The organism is Propionimicrobium lymphophilum DSM 4903, from assembly GCF_000423485.1.
Lineage (GTDB): Bacteria > Actinomycetota > Actinomycetes > Propionibacteriales > Propionibacteriaceae > Propionimicrobium > Propionimicrobium lymphophilum.
In genome coordinates this window covers 171,583-189,016 of the sequence record NZ_KE384026.1, presented here as the reverse complement: position 1 = coordinate 189,016, position 17,434 = coordinate 171,583, and the positions used below count along the sequence as shown (strand labels likewise).

The window sequence follows — 17,434 nt, the reverse complement described above, 5'->3', positions numbered from 1 at the left end:
TTGACCGATAACATGAACCCTTAGTTCATCTGCGGGTCTGCAGTCCAGCTCGCCATGATGCCGAGGCTGCCGCCCTGCCTACGAAGAACGTTTCTCCACAGCTCCTCTGGCTTAGCAGTGAAAATATCTCCAGGATGCGACTGAACTATCTGCCACATCTCGTTTTCGATTTCGTCTTCTAACTGCCCCGGCCCCCAGCCTGAGTATCCAGCAAAAATTCTTAGTTGCTGGTAGGCGCCTTCGACCAACTCGACTGGCGTATCTAATTGTAAGAGCCCCAAGTCACCTGAGATACGACGCCAGCCAAGAGGGCTGGTTTCGGTTGAGTTAGCTACTGCCAAGCAGACGGCGCCATCAGGAGATACGGGGCCCCCAGAAAATAGGTATTGAGGCGGATTTGTTAGATCTCGCCAAAGTGGAAGCACGCGGTTCAGATCAATATTGCTTACCTTGTTCAACACAATGCCGAGGGCACCTGTTTCGTCGATATCGATTATCAAGACCACGGCATGGGTGAAAAAACCTGCATTTGTTGAAGCGTCAGCCACCAACAGACTGCCAGGTTTTATCACTTTTGCCATATCTAAAGGTTATCTCAACGTTCTAGCAATCCACTGGTTCTACAGATGAAGAAGCCCTCGTCGTTACATTTCTAGTTACTGTTGTGACATGAGAGTCATTTTTAACCGCGTTCGCCAGTTCTTCAGTTCAAGGTTGTGGACTTGGCCTTTATTCATGGGAATCTTGGCATTATGCCTGGGTAGTTTTCTTGGTTCCCTGCACCTTCCTGAAGACGGAGTCCTTGCAGAATATTTATGGCCGGGTTCGGCTTCATCTGCGGCCGACATGATCAGCATGATCTTCTCTACCGCGTTGACTGTCCTAACCACGACGATTTCGATGACTTTGATTGTGCTTCAAGTGGCGAGCGGAAATTTCTCACATCAACTGCTGAGAGACTTCATTCAATCTCGCGCAGTTCGCGGGATTATATCGGTCTATGTATTCATCATTTGCTTCTCAGTTGCGGCTTTGCGCTCGATTCACACGTCAGATATCGATAGACCTCCGCAGTTTGCAGTCGCGGCAGCAATTCTGCTCATCTTCATCGCCGTCGCCACTTTCATCTGGTACGTAACAAGAGTTGTCGAAATGGTTCGGGTTGATTCGGTAATCCGAACCTCGATCGATAAATCTGCTCAGGTTGCCCACAAAGTAGAGAAGGAACATAGGGAAAACTTAGAACGCCCATATGTTCCTGAACGCGCCCGTACGGTGACATCTAACGGGTTTGGCTATATCCAATCGATAGATGTCGATCATGCATCGCAATGGGCAAGGGACAACGATGCGACAATTGTCATAGATTGCCGTCCCGGAGATATGGTCATCATCGGCATGGCCTGGGCAAGGTATTGGTTCGAAGAAGATAGAGAGGACACTCCCGATTTACCCGAAGTCATCTACCTAGATGATGGTAGAATTTCCGGCTCTGACTACACCCTCGGGCTGAGGCAGGTGTTGGACATTGGTGTACGAGCCTTAAGCCCTGGAGTTAATGATCCGACTACTGCCGTTCACGCTTTTGGTCAGTGCTCAACGATTCTTAGGGACCTAGCTGAAGATCCTATTTTTCCGGAAGTCAGGCGTGACGATGACGATCGGCTCTTGGTATGGGCAGCAGCGAGAAGATTCGACGAAATTCTTGAAGATTTTTGCGGTGAAATCAGAAGGTACGGTTCCCACGAACCTCTCGTATTGATTTCACTTCTCCAAGTTTTGGAGTCGGTATACGAAATTGGTGACAAGCAAATCAAGGAAATGGTTTTGGCACAGCAAGAACGAATCATCGCTGCAGCTAAGAAGAAGATCGAAGACCCAGTAGACCTTCAACATGTTTTAGACGCTGCCTGGGAGGAGGATCTACTAAAAGATCCCCCACCAGATTGCGGAGTATAAAAATTTCCCCCGAGAGAATTCTCTCGGGGGAAATTTTCTTTTAGCAGGATTTAATCTCAGCTCGGATCTCTTCCTTAAGGCTCGGAGACGCCCAAGAAATATCAACCGCGTTCAAGCAGAGCAGCTTGAGGAATTCTTCGTCGCTGCCAAGCTCGTCTGTCACTAGCTGCAGGTTCTCACCAATGTATCCACCGAAGTAGGCGGGATCATCGGAGTTGATGCATACCTTAACGCCCTTGTCGACTAGCTCCTTGACCAATTTGATCTTCGAGCCATCGGAAACCCATGTGTTTGAGATCGGGCAGCTGGTCAGGCCGACCTTGTTATCGATTAAGTACTGGACATACTCCGGGTTTTCGATCACGTTCGTGCCGTGGTCGATGCGGTCGACCTTGATCTCCTCAATCAACTGACGAATATGTTCGATGGAATCCTTGATGTCCACGTCGGCGTGCATCGTCAGCAGGAAGCCTTCCTGACGTGCCCTAGCGAAAACATCGGCAAACTTGTCGGGAGCATTTCCGGTCTCGTCGGAATCGAGGCCGACGCCCACAATCCAGTTCTTGTAATCAAGAGCCTGCATCAAAGTGGCCATCGCAAATTCCGCCTGGAAATCGCGGAGGAAGCACATGATAAGAGCCGACTTGATGCCCAGGTTCTTTTCTGCATCCAACTGGGCACGGTGTAGACCTCTGATGACCGTGTCGAATGAAACGCCACGGCAAGTATGGGCCTGCGGATCAAAGAAAATCTCGACGTAGCGGACGTTTTGTTCGGCAGCCTTAGATAGGTATGCCATCGCAAGATCGTAGAAGTCTTCGCAAGTGCGAAGAACGTTCATGCCGTCGTAATAAGCGTCGAGGAACGAGGCAAGATCATCGAAGTCATAAGACTCACGGACCTCGTCCGGAGTTGATTGGTCGAGCTTGATGCCGTTGCGTTCAGCGAGTTTGAACTTGAGTTCTGGCTCAAGCGTGCCCTCGATGTGGAGGTGAAGCTCAACCTTCGGAAGCTTCTGTACGAATGATGAAATCACTATTACTCCTACTTGCTCTCGATTACGGGGTCCGCAACTACAAACTTAACGCAATCGATCAGGCCGAGGTCGGTAATTGCCCATTCGGGGATGGCGGTAATCGAAAGGAAAAGCAGCTGGCCAAATGGTGAAGGCAGATCGCTGCCAAGCTCGTCACGGGCGATGCGATCCAATTCGCGCTCGGCCTTCGACATCTCTTCGGCTGGAATGTCAGCAACGATTCCGGCCACCGGAAGCGGAAGGCTCCCGATAACCTTGCCATCAGCGACAGCAACTTGTCCGCCGCCTAGCTTGTCGACCTCGTTAATTGCCAAAGCCATGTCTTCAGCGTTTGTTCCGGCAACCACCACGTTGTTGTCATCGGGAGAGTTGGATGTCGCGATCGCACCCTTCTTAATGCCAAATCCGTTTATAAACGCAACGGGGAGATTGTCTGTTTTTCCGTAGCGCTCTGCGACGGCAACCATGATGGCGTCCTTTTCGACATCCGGCTGCACAACTCCATCTACGATATCAAGTTCGATCTGTGCGCCTGGACGGCGGAAGGCCACGTCCTTGCTCAGAACAATGGCCTGAACGAGAGCCTTCGATCCTTCAGCGGTTACCTTTATCCGAGCGGGATCGATCTCCTTCAACTTAAATGTGTCTGCCACAACGGGGGTGCGCTCAGGAGCAACAGGAGACTTGAGAGACTTTCCGTTTTCTGCGACAAACCGACCGGCCGTCATAACCTTCGCAGGACGGAAGTCGTTCAAATCGTCGACGAAGAGAATATCAGCGAACCGTCCAGGAGCGATAGCACCGATCTTGTGATCGAGCTTGTACATGCGGGCAGTGTTGATGGAGCCCATCTGAATTGCCTGCATCGGGGTTACGCCACATTCGATCGCTAGCCGAACTACGTAGTCCAGATGGCCACGGGTCAGAACGTCGGTGGATGTGATGTCGTCAGTGCAGAAACCGACTCGATCGCTAGGAGCACCCATCTCGGTGATCAGTTTGATGTTGTCCCGAAGCATCGGAGCTGCGGTGGACTCACGAATGATGATGTCGATGCCGTTACGCATCTTTTCTAGCTCTTCTTCCGGAGAGTAAGACTCGTGACAAAGCACAACTCCGGAAGCCGCATACCCAGCAACTCGGCGAGCATCAACGAGAGGAGCGCAGCCGAACGCGTGTAGACGGTTCTTTTCCGCAAGATCCATCGCAGCTAGGACGTCTTCATCGCCGTCCTCAACCATCTCTTGGACCGTTTCCCAAAGGCCGACGCACTCTGGCATGTCCTGAGCGATCTTGTGATCCTCCGCCTTAAACGGAAAGCCGACGTTGGATTCCGGAATGGTGTATGGAGCCTTGGCGGGTGCGCCCCACCAAACGTGCATAGAAGACTTTTCTGCCTCTGCCAGGAATTCTTTAACTCCGTCGATGCCGGCAGCAACCAGAACTTGGTCTAGTCCCGAAATAACGGAGGTTGTTCCGTAACGCGAAACCATATCGGCAAGCATCGTCACTGACAGTTTGGAACATTCGATGTGCAGATGTCCGTCGATAAGGCCCGGGGTCAGGTAGCGTCCTTCGGCATCGATGATTTCGGTATCAGGGCCAAGCTGAGCGGAAACGTCGCCAACTGCGGCGACACAGCCATCAGCAATTGCTACATCCGCCGGATAGATTTCACCGGTCAGAACGTTTACCAACTTACCGTTCTTAATAATTTTTTCTGCGTGTGCCCTACCGTAGGCCACATCGAGTAGTTGCCTGTTCGGCATTTTCTCCTCCTTGCTCTTTTCGGAAGCGTTTTCTACGCGAGTCCCAAGTTTTTGTTTTTGTTAGAGGCATTCAGCACCCAGTAGAGGATTCCACTTGTCAGAATGCCTGTTGGAATTGCAAGATCGGCTGCAAAAGATGGGTTATCAGGCGACATCACCGCTGCGATCGGGCCAATGAAATAGCCAGTATTGGCAAACAGCGCAGACACGATCATGCCGACGATTAGGGCGATGAATCCAGAAAATTTCACACCTCCGCGCCCCCAATACGGCCCGTCCGACTCATTCATTAGGCCTGCAAGATCGTAGTTTCCGCGACGCATAATCCAATCAACCAAGTAGACACTTACCCAAGGTGCCAACCAGATGCTTAACGAGCCAACGAAGGCGCTAAGCAATCCGTAGAACGAAGACTGGGCGACTGCGAAGCAGGTGATGAGTATGCAAATAACGGAGTCGGTAACCACCACGACCGGACGCCTAGCGGGAATGCCAGCAGTCTGGAGGTTCAGCGAAGACGAATAGAGGTTAGTCCCGTTCTGCACCATCAAGCCGAAACCGACTAAAAGCAAGAATGGAACGGAGAATCCAGCCGGCAAAATTGCAGGAACCGCGAGAGGATCGCTGAGATCCACCTCCGGACCAACCGCAACAGTGGCCATTGCTGCGCCTAGGCTCTGGAGCAACATGTACGGCACGAAACCGCCGAGTGCGGCCCAAGTTCCGACAGCCGTTAGCTTTGTATTTGCCGGAAGATACCTAGAGAAGTTAGATCCCGAGCAAGCCCAGCTCAGTCCACCAGAAACGATTACAAAGCTAATAGCACTGATGACAGAGGCAGATCCTGCTATGCCCTGCGAAGCTGAAATGTCTGCCTTGGGCAAGATCAGAACCGCGAGAATAACGAAGGCGCAAGCAAAAATGATCGTCGCGAACTTTTGGGCTGCCATAAGGAAGTTGTAGCCGATCAAAGGAAGCAGCATCTGGATGAGACCGAGTACGACGATCAAACCAACCTGTAATCCCCCGCTAAGCTGAAAGCCAAAGATGCCTAATAAAGCGGCAATTGCGTAGTAGACCAGCACTAAACCTGCGGCTTCGAAGCCAAGCAGCATTAACCAGGAGAACAGGCCGTTCACCCTTGCCCCACGGGGCCCTAGACTGGAACGACTGATGGTCATGTTGGTGGTGCCGGTCTTCGGGCCCTGCAGTGAAGCCAGAGCTAAAAGTGGGTAAGCAAGAAGATTACCGATAACGATCGCAATGATCGCCTGCCAGAAGCTCAATCCGAAAAGAATTACGAGAAGCGCACCGTACGAAACAGTAAAAATATTTGTGGTGGTTCCGGCCCACAGAAAAAATAGGTCTTTTGCTTTTCCGTGACGAAGATTGGTCGGTACTAGATCGATGCCCTGCTGATCGATACCTGAGGTAGTCTCTTGGGCGATGGGATCTGACAAGTTGTCTCCTTATTTCCTAAAGGTGCCCAGCCGAACTGGGTTAGGATCCGCGGCAAATTCTATATATCGGCAAGGTTCCTAGCAACTTGCAAAAATTTTCCTCGTCGTTTCTATTTACGAAAGGGGCCGAGACGTAACACAATCTCCGGCACTCTTTGGAATTATGCCTAGTTAATTACTGGTTTAGAACCGTCCTGAACAAAATAAACGTTGTACCAAACAAGGAAAGTGTAGACAGTCCAGATTTTGTGCCGCTCGTCAATTTTGCCGGTGTAGTTATCGTCCACGAGCTTGAGCAGAGATTCTGTATCAAAGAATTCTGCGGCGACATCGCTAGCGAAAGACTCGCGAACCTTCGTGTAATACTTCTCTTCACGCAACCATTCTTTTACCGGCACGGGGAATCCGAGCTTCTCCCGGTCATACCATTCTTTAGGAATATGCCTAGCCGCAGCCTGCCGGAAAGCATACTTGGTGTTCTCATCCGAGATCAGATACTTAGTTGGTACCTGTTCGGCGACCTTCATAAGTTCTTTGTCTAGCAGCGGAACACGCAGCTCAAGAGAGTGAGCCATAGTCATTTTGTCGGCCTTTAGAAGAATGTCTCCCGGCATCCACTGATGCATATCCAGGTACTGCTTCTTCTTAACCTCGGATAGATTCTTGTTCTTGATTCGATTGTAAATCTTCATGACGATCGAGCGAACGCTAGGCGCGTTACGGTACTTGGGCTTTAAGATCTGATCGGACTCAGATTCCTCAAACACCCTAGATTGTCCGATGAAGCTCTCTTCAGCTGGCGAGAGATTCGCGTATAGGTGTAACGCACCATGGAACGCCTTGCCCTTTGCGAAATTCGCGATCGCGTGTCGAATCTTCGCCGGCAGATGTTTACACAACCGAGTGAAGACTTTGATCACCTTAGAGTGCGTATGAACTCCGTAGTCAACATATCCGGCGAATAGCTCGTCTGCGCCTTCTCCGCTGAGTACCGCTTTGAGGTCCTTAGCGGCAAGTTCGGCAAGAAAGAACAGGGGGACGCAAGAAAAATTGGAATCTGGCTCGTCCATGTGCCATTGGATAAGCGGAAATGTATTAAAAGCTTTTTCTGGGTCAATGATCGAGGTGGTGTTATTCAGATTCAGCACGCCAGCGAGCTCGTGAGCCTGCTCTGATTCGTTGTACTTACCACTAGCAAAACCAATGGAATAAGTCTTGTCGGGACGTGCTAACGCGGCAACATAGCTCGAATCGACGCCGCTAGATAGGAAAGAACCAACTTCCACATCTGCAATCATGTGTGTTTCAACAGATTCCTTTACAGCCTGATCGATATTTTCGACGACTGTATCTAAATCCTGTTTAGTTTCACGGAAGCTCGGGTCATAGTAACTCTCGATACTCATTTTCCCGTCACGGTACTTAAAGTAGTGACCTTCCGGAAGTTTGAATACACCTTTGAAGAAGGTTTCTGAGATAGCCGGGTACTGGAAGGTCAGATAAGGTTTCAGCGCTTCTGCGTTGAATTCTTTTACGAATTCGGGGTGCGGAAGCATGGCCTTAATCTCAGACGCATACATGAATGTTCCGTTCATGTTGGCGTAATAGAAAGGCTTGATGCCAAAGTGATCCCTAGCTCCGAATAACTCCTGGGTTTTTTTGTTCCAGATCACGAAGGAGAACATGCCACGGACTCGCTGAAGTAGATCAGTGCCCCATTCTTCGTAACCATGCACGAGAACCTCGACATCGCTGTGCGTTGCGAAATCGTGGCCAGCCTCAATGAGACGTTCACGGAGCACTTGGTAGTTGTAGATCTCCCCGTTACCGGTAACCACCAAGTTGCCGTCTTCATTGGTTATCGGCTGGTCACCGCCGTCGAGGTCGATAATGCTCAGCCGTCTGAAACCCATCGCGATGTGTTCGTCGATCATTTCTCCGTAGGCATCAGGCCCCCTGTGCTTAATCGCATCAGTCATTGCCTTTAGGGCTGCACGCTTTTCAGATTCGGAGGATTCACTGAAATAGCCAACGATTCCACACATCTGTTTCCCTCTTGTTGTTGAAGATTCATTAAAGCTGTTTACTTCTTCGAAGATACTTAACCATATTAGCTAGAGGCCACTACCCGCTAAACACTTGCGCCGCACCTATCTGCTGAAGTCAGTTTGGCGATAGACTGGCAGCTACACAAACAGAGCCAAACTTTGGACGCCGAGTTGCAATTGGCGCCTATGCACAGTCCGAAAAGGAAAGTAGATGAACCAGTTCCAACCGGTAATCTTGGGCAGCGATATCAACGCTTATGGTATGGCTCGTGCTTTCCACGAGACGTACGGAATTAGATCAATAGCATTCGCTCATTTTCAACTTTCGCCCACAAAATTTAGCAAAATCATCGATGTTCGCATCGTCGATGGATTTGGAGAGCTGCCTGGTTTCAAGCGCACTTTGATCGAGTTCGCTAAAGAGCGGCAAGAAACAGCCCCAGACACCAAACTGCTCCTGATCGCTTGCGGCGACGTCTATGCCAATCTTCTAAGCGAATGTGGTGACGAGTTGCGCCCCTACTTCGCTTTTCACAGCTTGCCGATGAATCTTAACCGTCAACTCAGTTTGAAAAGCAGTTTTTACCGTACTTGCGAGGAATACGGGCTGCCCTACCCTGCCACAAAGATCGTCGATTCTGAAGGTGTAGCCAATGGCGACTACCGAGAGCTGCCATTTGATTTTCCCGTGGCGATGAAGCCTGCCAATTCGACTGAATGGCTGGATATCGATTTTCCTGGCCGAAAGAAAGCTTTCATCATTGATGATCCCTCGGAGCTAGAGATGATCATCCGTCGCTCATATGAATCTGGGTACAGCGGTGAAATGATTATTCAGGATTTCATCCCCGGCGATGACAGCAGAATGCGCGTCTTGAACGCATACGTAGACCGCAATCATAAAGTCCGCATGATGTTCCTCGGACACCCTCTACTTGAAGACCCGACGCCGGAAGCGGTCGGTAACTACGCCGCGATTATTCCCGATTACAACGAGGAAATCTGCGCACAGATCAAGGACTTCCTAGAGAAAATCAGTTACGTCGGAGTAGCCAACTTCGACATGAAATACGATGAACGAGATGGCAAGCTGAAGCTTTTTGAGATTAACCTTCGTCAGGGACGCTCAAGCTATTTCGTCACGCTTAATGGGTTCAATCTGGCTGAATACTTTGTAGAAGACCTAGTAGATCTAACAGACTTCGATGATGAACCGCTTATCGGCCGCGGTAAGAAGCTTTGGATGGAGATTCCTCGCTCGATATTTAAGAGGTACGTGGCTGAAGGCGATGAAAAGCGCAAGGGGCTAGAAATGATGTCTCGCGGCGATTGGGGTACGACTCTTGAATATCACAAGGACATGAACCCGCTCCGGTGGCTGATGATTAGAAGAATGTTCTCCATCTACAGCAAACGATACGCTGAACATTTCCGCGATAAATCATAAGAACTACGCTTATCCGGAAAGATTCTTGGTCGAACTGATGAGGAGAGTGAATGAAAAGGCCTTTTTTTGCGGTTCTCGGAGGTATGGGAACGTTGGCTACGGAGAGCTTCATTCGGCTCGTAAACCAGGCAACACACGCAGGTAACGATCAAGACTTCCTTGATTATGTAGTCTTCAACGACGCATCTGTGCCCGACAGGACTTCATACATAAAAGGTTACTCAACCGAAAACCCGTTCGATGTCATAGCAGATGACATCCGAATGGCTACTCAAATCGGTGCTAGCTTCATCGTCCTAACATGCAACACTGCTCATTATTTTTTCGATGACTTTCAGTCGCTTACCGACGTCCCAATTTTCCATATGCCACGTGGCGCAGTGGCCGAGATGCGTCGACGCTACCCACAAAAAATGTTCCCCCGTGTCGGGTTTCTTGGCACGATAGGTTCTTTGAAATCTGGCATTTATAAGCAGGCAGTTGAAGAAGCTGGTTACGAATTCGTTGAGCCGCCTAAAAAGCTACAAGACCGCGTCACGTCTTTGATCTATGACGACGTAAAAGGCAATAACGGAATTAATTTCAATCGCTATGAGGCAGTCATTAGCGACATGCTCGACCCTTCTGGCGATTGCCGGGCGGATGTACTAATTCTTGGGTGCACTGAATTGAGCGTGCTAAACGAGAAATTCCCGATGCCTCAAATCCCGCTGGTTGACGCACAAGAAGTCTTGGTGAACCGAACCGTTGACGAGGCTAAGCGACTTCGTTCTTAACGATCGCTGTCCTTGGAAGTCGCCTAATTATTTAATAACCCAAATGAACAAATAATTGCGATAGACATCTGTGCGGGTAACCAAACCGCAAATTAACACTCTCTGATTAGACCGGTTTTTTCGGCAAGTGTCTTGGGCACGAGAAGATAGAAACATGACAAAGGATAGTTCAGAGGAAAATTCCGAAACTAGTTCCAATCGTGAAAGGTCTTTAGAAGAAAAAGATTACACAGTAAGCAAGCCGCTAGATGCATCTTCATCTGCAACTTCGGAGCTTGCAGCGCTGCTATCTGTTGAGCAGGAAATCAACACTTCAGACTTTGATGAAGAAATCGAGATTGCCGCAGAATCAGGGGAAGCAAAACTCTCCTGGCCCGTAGTCATTCCCGCTCTAGCACTTACTATCGCGGTTGTGGTTTGGGGTCTAGGTTTCCCCGAAAACTTCTCTCACACTGCAGACGTCGCATTCACTTGGCTGCTAGACAACTTAGGTTGGTCGTTCGTATTCTTCGGCACGATCTTCGTCATTTTCGTCTTCGTCATTGCTCTATCTAAATTCGGCACAATCCGGCTTGGAGCAATTAACGAACAACCAGAATTCACTACGAAGTCGTGGATCGCGATGATGTTCGCAGCCGGTATGGGCATCGGCCTGATGTTCTTCGGTGCTGCCGAGCCACTTAATTTTTATCGCGACGGCATCCCTGGCCACCAGCCTAAAGAAGTGGCTACCGCATTGGCTCAGACCATGTTCCACTGGACGCTGCATCCCTGGTCCATTTACGCGATTATCGCCCTTGCGATTGCTTATTCAACATACCGGGTAGGACGTAAGCAGCTAATTTCTGCCGCTTTCACTCCCCTTATTGGAGAGAAAAACGCAAACGGAGCTCTAGGCAAAGCAATCGATTCGCTTTCCGTCTTCGTCACCATCTTCGGCACAGCGAGCTCCCTTGGTGTAGGCGCTCTGCAGATTCGTGCTGGGCTCAAGGCCTCAGGGTTGGTCGATAACCCAGGAATGGGCCTAATCATCGGAATCGTGTCCGTATTGACGATTGCCTTCTTGATTTCGGCTATGTCTGGCGTCGGTCGTGGAATCCGAATGATTTCAAACGGAAACATGGTGCTCGCTTCCCTGCTAGCCATCTTCGTTTTCGTTGTTGGTCCGACTGTTGCCCAGCTGAATTTGCTGCCAACAGCTTTGAACACCTACATCCAGAACTTCTTCGAGATGGCTAGCCGCACTGGAGCTTCTGCCGATGGCACGGCCGGAGAATGGCTGTCGGGCTGGACCATCTTCTACTGGGTTTGGTGGATGTCTTGGTCTCCGTTTGTTGGCATGTTCCTGGCGCGCATTTCCCGCGGCCGTTCGATTCGAGAGTTCTTGCTAGGCGTCACTTTGGTGCCTGCAGGTGTATCGACCATTTGGTTTGTCATCTTCGGTGGCACCGCCATCTGGATGGAGCAGAACGGCCAGTCTGCATATGGCGAAGGAACCACTGAAGAGATCTTGTTCAACGTTCTCCACAATCTTCCAGGCGGCTTCATCGTCGGTATCGTGGCGGTTCTGCTGCTAGGCATGTTCTTCATCACTTCGGCAGATTCGGCTTCAACGGTTATGGGCTCCATTTCTCAAGATGGACGCGTCAACGCGACTCCGTGGGTCAGCGGCCTCTGGGGTGTCGCCACTGCACTGATTGGCCTGACCATTCTGATCTCTGGCGGCGATGAGGCGCTATCAAATATTCAGAACGTGACCATCGTGGTTGCCTCACCGTTCTTGTTGATTCTCATTGGTTTGATGATCTCGACGGTTAAAGATCTTTCCAACGACGTCATCTATCTAGATCACAAGGAACAACAAGAGTTTGCCCGCAACCTCGCTATCGAAAGGCGACATGCGCGAGAAAGGGCGCAGAGGGCTAAGTATCGCGAAGAGCACAGGCTTCGTCTTCGCTCTCCGATTCGTAAGCGCAAGCATTAAATATATGGGGCTCGGCTAAACAAGCCGAGCCTCTTTTGCTTATCGATTTCTGTTCTTTTTGATTGTGGTAATTGGTAAAATTTTTTAGGGGCCAAAATAGGCAACGAGGCCTGGTGGCTTCGCTCTAAATCCCGGATATCACACAGGAGTGATCGATGACTTTTTTGGTAAACAATGAGGAAGATTTCGCAAAAGAAGCGGTAGAGGGATTCGCCGCAGCTTACGAAAGTTATGTTCAGCCCGTCCACGGTGGCGTTGTACGAGCTACGACCAGCCCGAAAAACGAAGTCAGCATCGTGGTTGGCGGAGGCTCTGGTCACTACCCCGCCTTCGCCGGGTGGGTAGGGCCCGGTATGGCCCATGGTGCCGTATGCGGCAATATTTTCTCTTCACCTTCTGCATCGCAGGCAAAATCCGTCTGCAAGGCTGCTTCTAACGGAGGCGGCACCCTGATTCTTTTCGGCAACTATGCAGGTGACGTGCTTCACTTCGGCAACGCTGCTCAGCAGTTGCAGGCAGAAGGCCAAGATGCGAGGATTTTCGCGATCACTGACGACGTGGCCTCCGGTACACCGGATAAACATCTTGACCGCAGAGGAATTGCAGGGGACCTTTTCGTCGTAAAAATCGCGGGAGCCGCAGCGGCTGCGGGCAAATCTCTTGACGAAGTGGAAGAAATCGCAAAGCACGCCAATGGCAGGATACGTTCCCTTGGCGTGGCATTCACCGGCTGCACTTTCCCCGGCGCTAAGGAACCTCTCTTCGAGGTGGAACCGGGGACTTTTGGACTTGGGTTGGGAATCCACGGCGAGCAGGGCATCTCTAGTCACGAGATGATGAGTTCAGACGAAATCGCAAAGATGCTAGTCGACAGTCTCTTAAAGGAAGAACCTGCCCGCGAAAACGGATACGAGGGTCGCGTCGGTGTTCTAGTCAACGGCCTTGGCGCCACCAAGTACGAAGAGATGTTCGTCTTTTACCGCACTGTCAAACGCCTGCTCGAAGAGCATGGACTAACAATCGTCGCTCCTGTAGTTGACGAACAGGTTACGTCCCTAGACATGGCAGGTCTTTCGGTAACGCTATGTTTCTTAGACGATGAGTTAGAGGAGCTATGGCTAGCACCTGCCGACACGCCTGCTTTCAAAGTCGGCAATCTGAAGTCTTCTGACGAAAAACGAGTTGTGGAGGAAGAATCCGCTGAGAAGATCGAGCCGGGGTCTACAGAATCTGCAGCACAATCCGAGATAGCCGCGAAAATCTTCGCTGCCTTCGAGAAGAAAGCACGAGAGGTCGAAAAAGAACTTGGCAAAATGGATGCGGTTGCCGGAGACGGTGACCACGGTCAAGGCATGGTTTTGGGAACTACCGCCGCCGCTAAAGCCGCAGCAGAATGCGTCAAGGCTAACGCTGGTTTGAGAACTACCCTTGCTCGGGCCGCTGCTGCTTGGTCCGAAGGGGCAGGCGGAACAGCGGGTGCTCTGTGGGGCGGTGCAATCGCTAAGGCGGCAGGCAAACTCTCTGATACCCAAAAGGTAAGTCTCCAGGATGTAGCTCAGGCTGCGATTGTTGCGGCCCGTTCCTTCCACGAAATGGGTGAAGCAGAAGTCGGTGACAAGACCATCGTCGACGCGGCTTCCCCATTCGCTGATGCGCTTGAGGAAGGCAATGCAGACGAGCTCCCAGAAGTTTGGAAGTCTGCAGCCGAAAAAGCGGCACAAGCGGCTAAAGAAACGGCGAAGTTCGTTGCTAAGAAGGGCAGGGCTCACAACCATGGGGAGGCTTCGATAGGCACCGCTGATCCAGGAGCGACTTCGTTCGCGATGCTAATGAGTGTCGTTCCAGAATTTTTATAATCTATAGGAGATATTTCAATGCGTGCAGCAACGCTGAATGCACCCGAAGACCTGCGCCTGGTAGAAAAAGACAAACCGAAGCCCGGTAAAGGCGAGGTGCTGCTAAAAATCGAAGCTAACACCATGTGCGGCACCGACTACCGGCTTTACACCGGGGCAAAGACGTCTGGCGTAGATTACGGCGTGGTTCCTGGTCACGAGATTGCAGGACGAATAGCAGAAATTGGTGAAGGCGTAGAGGAGATCCAGCCGGGCCTCAAAGTTGGTCAACAAGCCACGGTTTCAATCGTCGTCTCGTGCGGTCGTTGCGACAATTGCTTGAAAGACCGGGAGCACCTCTGCTCGAATTTGGAGCTCTTTGGTTACGCAATCGACGGTGGCCTTCAGGAATACATGCTCGTACCCGAAAGAGCCCTGCGCAGAGGAAACCTAATCACTACGAACAAGGAGCTAGATCCGAAAGCGCTTTGCCTGGCGGAACCTATATCTTGCTGCCTCAATGGTCTAGATCAGTTCAAGGTTAATTTGGGTGACGTAGTCGCTATTCTCGGCGCCGGCCCTATCGGGCTTATCCATGCGCAGTTAGCGCTAGCCAGCGGAGCAAGCTATGTGTTTGTTTCTAACAGATCCGAGACCCGCCGGAAAGTCGCAGATAGGGTTGGCGCTGTTGGAGTTAGCCCGGATGAATTAGACAGCCGCATTAAAGAAGTTACGAACGGTGCTGGAGCGGATGTCGTGATCGTCTGCATAGGCGCAACAGAACTAGCACAAGATGCTTTGGAGCTGGCAAGAGACGGCGGACGGGTTAACTACTTTGCGGGCTTCCCGAAAGGATCAACTTCTCAGATGGAGCCAAACTTGATCCACTACAAGGAACTGCAGGTAACCGGAGGATCTAACGCAAGACGCAGGGACGTCAAGCGCGCCATTGAAGTGCTCGAGTCCGGAGCAATCGACGTCGACGAGATAGTGACACACACTTTCCCCTTGTCCAAGGTGCACGAGGCCTATCAGGCAGTCGCCGATCGAATCGGCGTGAAGATAGCTGTCATCCCCGACTAAAAGAATTTAGGGTCCGTAGTTGAACTGCTCCCCATTAGTTGGACTGAGAAAATCAGTTATCTACTAGTGGGGAGTATTTCTCCGCTGTGCCTCTCAGCTTTTTGGAGAAGGACTCCCCTGATAGCTTCATCACGATTTTCCTGGGTCTCGCCTGATAAAAAATCTGTTACGTCGCTAACCGAGACCTGATTTAGCGGATTAAAAGACTCGCCACTTTCTTTTGGCGAGTAAATATGCGAACGCCCGAGCGTCTTCTGGGGTATCCACGTCCATGCACAATCCCCTGCTATCTGGAACCAGACAAACATTTAGCTTTTTGAAAGCAGAATGAATCGACCGGTTTCGCTCGTACTTAATCGAACGCAAGGCGCCCATGCTATAAACCCCATGAGCGAATTGGGGCCAGCCATCGCTCGAAATAGGTGCAACACCCGCTAGCCGTAAATCTGCTGCCACGCTTTTCTTCTGACTAATCAAAGTACCTAGCAATTCGGGGATAATTAACGTGGCCATTGGAGCATCGCAGGTAGCCAAAGCGACGAGGCTATCGTCTTCAAGATCGCGGAGTGTCTCAACCGCGGCTCCGATACCCGCCAACGGCCCGCCAAGAGGAGGATCTTCCAACGTCTTTGTAACGTGATCCGGAAGTTCGACGCATTCTGGTACGACAGCTATAACTCGACCTGAAAAACCAATTACGTCTAGCTGGTTGAATAAGAGGTCGATCAGTCTGGTTCCTTTGACGCGATAGTCGGGTTTAGAGACTCCCCCTAGTCGGCTAGCTGTTCCGCCTCCAAGCACGACAACGCTCGCAACATTGCAGATCTGCCTGGTAACACCCACGGTTTCACCACCTTAAAATATATAAAAGCAAGTCTAAATCGATAACGGTAAGGCACCTGGTGTTACGCGTGAAGAACACGGGCGCAATCAGGCATCTTGAACGTGAGAATACTGAGTTGCGTCGCGCTAAATAGATTTTGAAGACAGCTTCGGCTTTTTCGCTGCCGAGCTCGACCGACCGGCCCGATGATGATCGCTCATATCGATGAGTTTGAGCATCAATTCGGGGGCGAGCCGATACGCCTGACCCTTAATGGCTATCTGAAGGGCGGATTCATCACGCTGACCAAGGGTCCCAGTATGTAAGCATTAGATACAGAGAAAGGCTGGCAGCCGCCATTATCAAGTCATCGACCGGAACTGTTGGTGATTCCTACGATAAAGCCCAAGCAGAAACCGTGAACGGGGTGAGTTGATTAACTCTCGTACCTGGCACTCGTCCGGACAGGTCGAGTGGTCAACCCTGAATTGGGTGTGCTCTTGGGACAATTCCCGCCTCGACGATTCGCTAGGTTACTCTGCCCCTGAGAAAATTGTCTCAAACTTTAATCAACACCGGGTCGGTGAACTGATCCCCGCATAAGTAGCGGAACAAAACCCAGTACGGTTCAGTCAAGCTCACGAAGCACTGCCCTACTACAAGAACCTTAGGAAATTTTGCTTTGCAGAGAACAGAAGCAGTTCCTTTCTTCCATATTTACAAGTTCCATGAAAATAGCGAAACCGCCCATATTCACTGTTCATATGGGCGGTTTCGGCTACTTTAACTTTTTAGTTTTAGTGCTTTTTGATTTTCTTCCTACCAGCGATTACTAATCCGCCGGCTGCAAGAATCATCGCTGCAACTTGATACGGCATTCCAGCATTTCCAGTTTTCGGGAGTTTCCTGGACTTACGGGATTTAGACGCTTTAACGGCGCCATCGCCATTCTTGTTGCTTCCACCATTCGAGTTATCAACCGGGATTTTCTTCCAGACGGCCTTGATGACTGTGTTGTCTTTAACGGTGATCTCGGTGCCTGGCGCTACTTCCTGACCATCGACTTCCCAAGCCTTGAATTCTTGGGTGTCATCGGGGGCAGTGAAACCGTTAGGCAACACGGTGTACTCACTGCCCTTATCAACAGTCGCACCATCCATGCTGCCCTTACCGCCGTTAGCGTCATAAGTGACGTTTACCGGGATTTTCTTCCA

The 17,434-nt window shown here is 50.7% G+C and carries 13 protein-coding genes and 1 pseudogene; 7 read left to right on the top strand and 7 right to left on the bottom strand.

Features of this window, described 5'->3' with window-relative positions; genetic code table 11:
• Window positions 1-20: 20 nt before the first annotated feature.
• The gene (locus G556_RS0108370) at window positions 21-581 is read right to left on the bottom strand and encodes a YqgE/AlgH family protein (RefSeq protein WP_028822448.1); all 561 of its coding nucleotides are present in this window, start codon (window positions 579-581) and stop codon (window positions 21-23) included.
• Window positions 582-669: 88 nt separating this feature from the next.
• On the opposite strand from G556_RS0108370, the gene G556_RS0108365 reads away from it, so the two are divergent.
• Window positions 670-1,959: a DUF2254 domain-containing protein gene (locus G556_RS0108365; RefSeq protein WP_081675561.1), complete on the top strand. Its 1,290-nt coding sequence runs from the start codon at window positions 670-672 to the stop codon at window positions 1,957-1,959.
• 40 nt (window positions 1,960-1,999) lie between these two features.
• On the opposite strand, the gene add is transcribed toward G556_RS0108365, so the two are convergent.
• The 4 genes from add to asnB all read right to left on the bottom strand — a co-directional run bounded on the left by add (window position 2,000) and on the right by asnB (window position 8,269).
• The gene (gene add, locus G556_RS0108360; protein WP_211219455.1) at window positions 2,000-2,995 is read right to left on the bottom strand and encodes an adenosine deaminase; all 996 of its coding nucleotides are present in this window, start codon (window positions 2,993-2,995) and stop codon (window positions 2,000-2,002) included.
• An 8-nt stretch (window positions 2,996-3,003) separates the two neighbouring features.
• Window positions 3,004-4,764, bottom strand: coding sequence for an adenine deaminase C-terminal domain-containing protein (locus G556_RS0108355; RefSeq protein WP_028822445.1), 1,761 nt, complete (start codon window positions 4,762-4,764; stop codon window positions 3,004-3,006).
• 32 nt (window positions 4,765-4,796) lie between these two features.
• Window positions 4,797-6,224, bottom strand: coding sequence for a purine-cytosine permease family protein (locus G556_RS0108350; protein ID WP_028822444.1), 1,428 nt, complete (start codon window positions 6,222-6,224; stop codon window positions 4,797-4,799).
• A gap of 167 nt (window positions 6,225-6,391) precedes the next feature.
• Window positions 6,392-8,269 carry an asparagine synthase (glutamine-hydrolyzing) gene (gene asnB / locus G556_RS0108345; protein WP_028822443.1) on the bottom strand — a complete coding sequence of 626 codons (1,878 nt, stop codon included), beginning with the start codon at window positions 8,267-8,269 and terminating at the stop codon, window positions 6,392-6,394.
• Window positions 8,270-8,483: 214 nt separating this feature from the next.
• Here asnB and G556_RS0108340 point away from each other — a divergent pair, with 214 nt between their 5' ends.
• The 5 genes from G556_RS0108340 (at window position 8,484) to G556_RS0108320 (ending at window position 15,397) form a co-directional block, all read left to right on the top strand.
• On the top strand, window positions 8,484-9,719 hold the full coding sequence (locus G556_RS0108340; protein ID WP_028822442.1) for a carboxylate--amine ligase: 1,236 nt from the start codon (window positions 8,484-8,486) through the stop codon (window positions 9,717-9,719).
• Between the two features lie 50 nt (window positions 9,720-9,769).
• Window positions 9,770-10,495 (top strand): aspartate/glutamate racemase family protein, encoded by a 726-nt coding sequence (locus G556_RS0108335; RefSeq protein WP_028822441.1) that lies wholly within the window; start codon window positions 9,770-9,772, stop codon window positions 10,493-10,495.
• A gap of 154 nt (window positions 10,496-10,649) precedes the next feature.
• Window positions 10,650-12,479, top strand: a complete 1,830-nt coding sequence (locus tag G556_RS0108330; RefSeq protein WP_028822440.1) for a BCCT family transporter — start codon at window positions 10,650-10,652, stop codon at window positions 12,477-12,479.
• 155 nt (window positions 12,480-12,634) lie between these two features.
• Window positions 12,635-14,335 (top strand): dihydroxyacetone kinase family protein, encoded by a 1,701-nt coding sequence (locus G556_RS0108325; protein ID WP_028822439.1) that lies wholly within the window; start codon window positions 12,635-12,637, stop codon window positions 14,333-14,335.
• An 18-nt stretch (window positions 14,336-14,353) separates the two neighbouring features.
• Entirely contained in the window at window positions 14,354-15,397 is a 1,044-nt protein-coding gene (locus G556_RS0108320; RefSeq protein ID WP_028822438.1) for an alcohol dehydrogenase catalytic domain-containing protein, read from the top strand.
• A gap of 198 nt (window positions 15,398-15,595) precedes the next feature.
• On the opposite strand, the gene mobA is transcribed toward G556_RS0108320, so the two are convergent.
• A complete protein-coding gene (gene mobA, locus G556_RS10730; RefSeq protein WP_051176808.1) occupies window positions 15,596-16,240 on the bottom strand; it encodes a molybdenum cofactor guanylyltransferase in 645 nt (214 codons plus the stop codon).
• Between the two features lie 272 nt (window positions 16,241-16,512).
• Between mobA and G556_RS11905 the strand changes: the two are divergent.
• Window positions 16,513-16,823, top strand: a pseudogene (locus tag G556_RS11905) (IS3 family transposase); the annotation flags it as partial.
• 194 nt (window positions 16,824-17,017) lie between these two features.
• Here G556_RS11905 and G556_RS11525 read toward each other — a convergent pair.
• A partial coding sequence (locus G556_RS11525; RefSeq protein ID WP_036916248.1) for an LPXTG cell wall anchor domain-containing protein occupies window positions 17,018-17,434 on the bottom strand: 417 nt, incomplete at its 5' end.

Excerpts from the sequence above, each read along its gene's own strand:
- G556_RS0108370 (WP_028822448.1), bottom strand. The coding sequence starts at position 581 with ATGGCAAAAGTGATAAAACCTGGCAGTCTGTTGGTGGCTGACGCTTCA.
- G556_RS0108365 (WP_081675561.1), top strand. The coding sequence starts at position 670 with ATGAGAGTCATTTTTAACCGCGTTCGCCAGTTCTTCAGTTCAAGGTTG.
- G556_RS0108355 (WP_028822445.1), bottom strand. The coding sequence starts at position 4,764 with ATGCCGAACAGGCAACTACTCGATGTGGCCTACGGTAGGGCACACGCA.
- asnB (WP_028822443.1), bottom strand. The coding sequence starts at position 8,269 with ATGTGTGGAATCGTTGGCTATTTCAGTGAATCCTCCGAATCTGAAAAG.
- G556_RS0108340 (WP_028822442.1), top strand. The coding sequence starts at position 8,484 with ATGAACCAGTTCCAACCGGTAATCTTGGGCAGCGATATCAACGCTTAT.
- G556_RS0108335 (WP_028822441.1), top strand. The coding sequence starts at position 9,770 with ATGAAAAGGCCTTTTTTTGCGGTTCTCGGAGGTATGGGAACGTTGGCT.
- G556_RS0108330 (WP_028822440.1), top strand. The coding sequence starts at position 10,650 with ATGACAAAGGATAGTTCAGAGGAAAATTCCGAAACTAGTTCCAATCGT.
- G556_RS0108325 (WP_028822439.1), top strand. The coding sequence starts at position 12,635 with ATGACTTTTTTGGTAAACAATGAGGAAGATTTCGCAAAAGAAGCGGTA.
- G556_RS0108320 (WP_028822438.1), top strand. The coding sequence starts at position 14,354 with ATGCGTGCAGCAACGCTGAATGCACCCGAAGACCTGCGCCTGGTAGAA.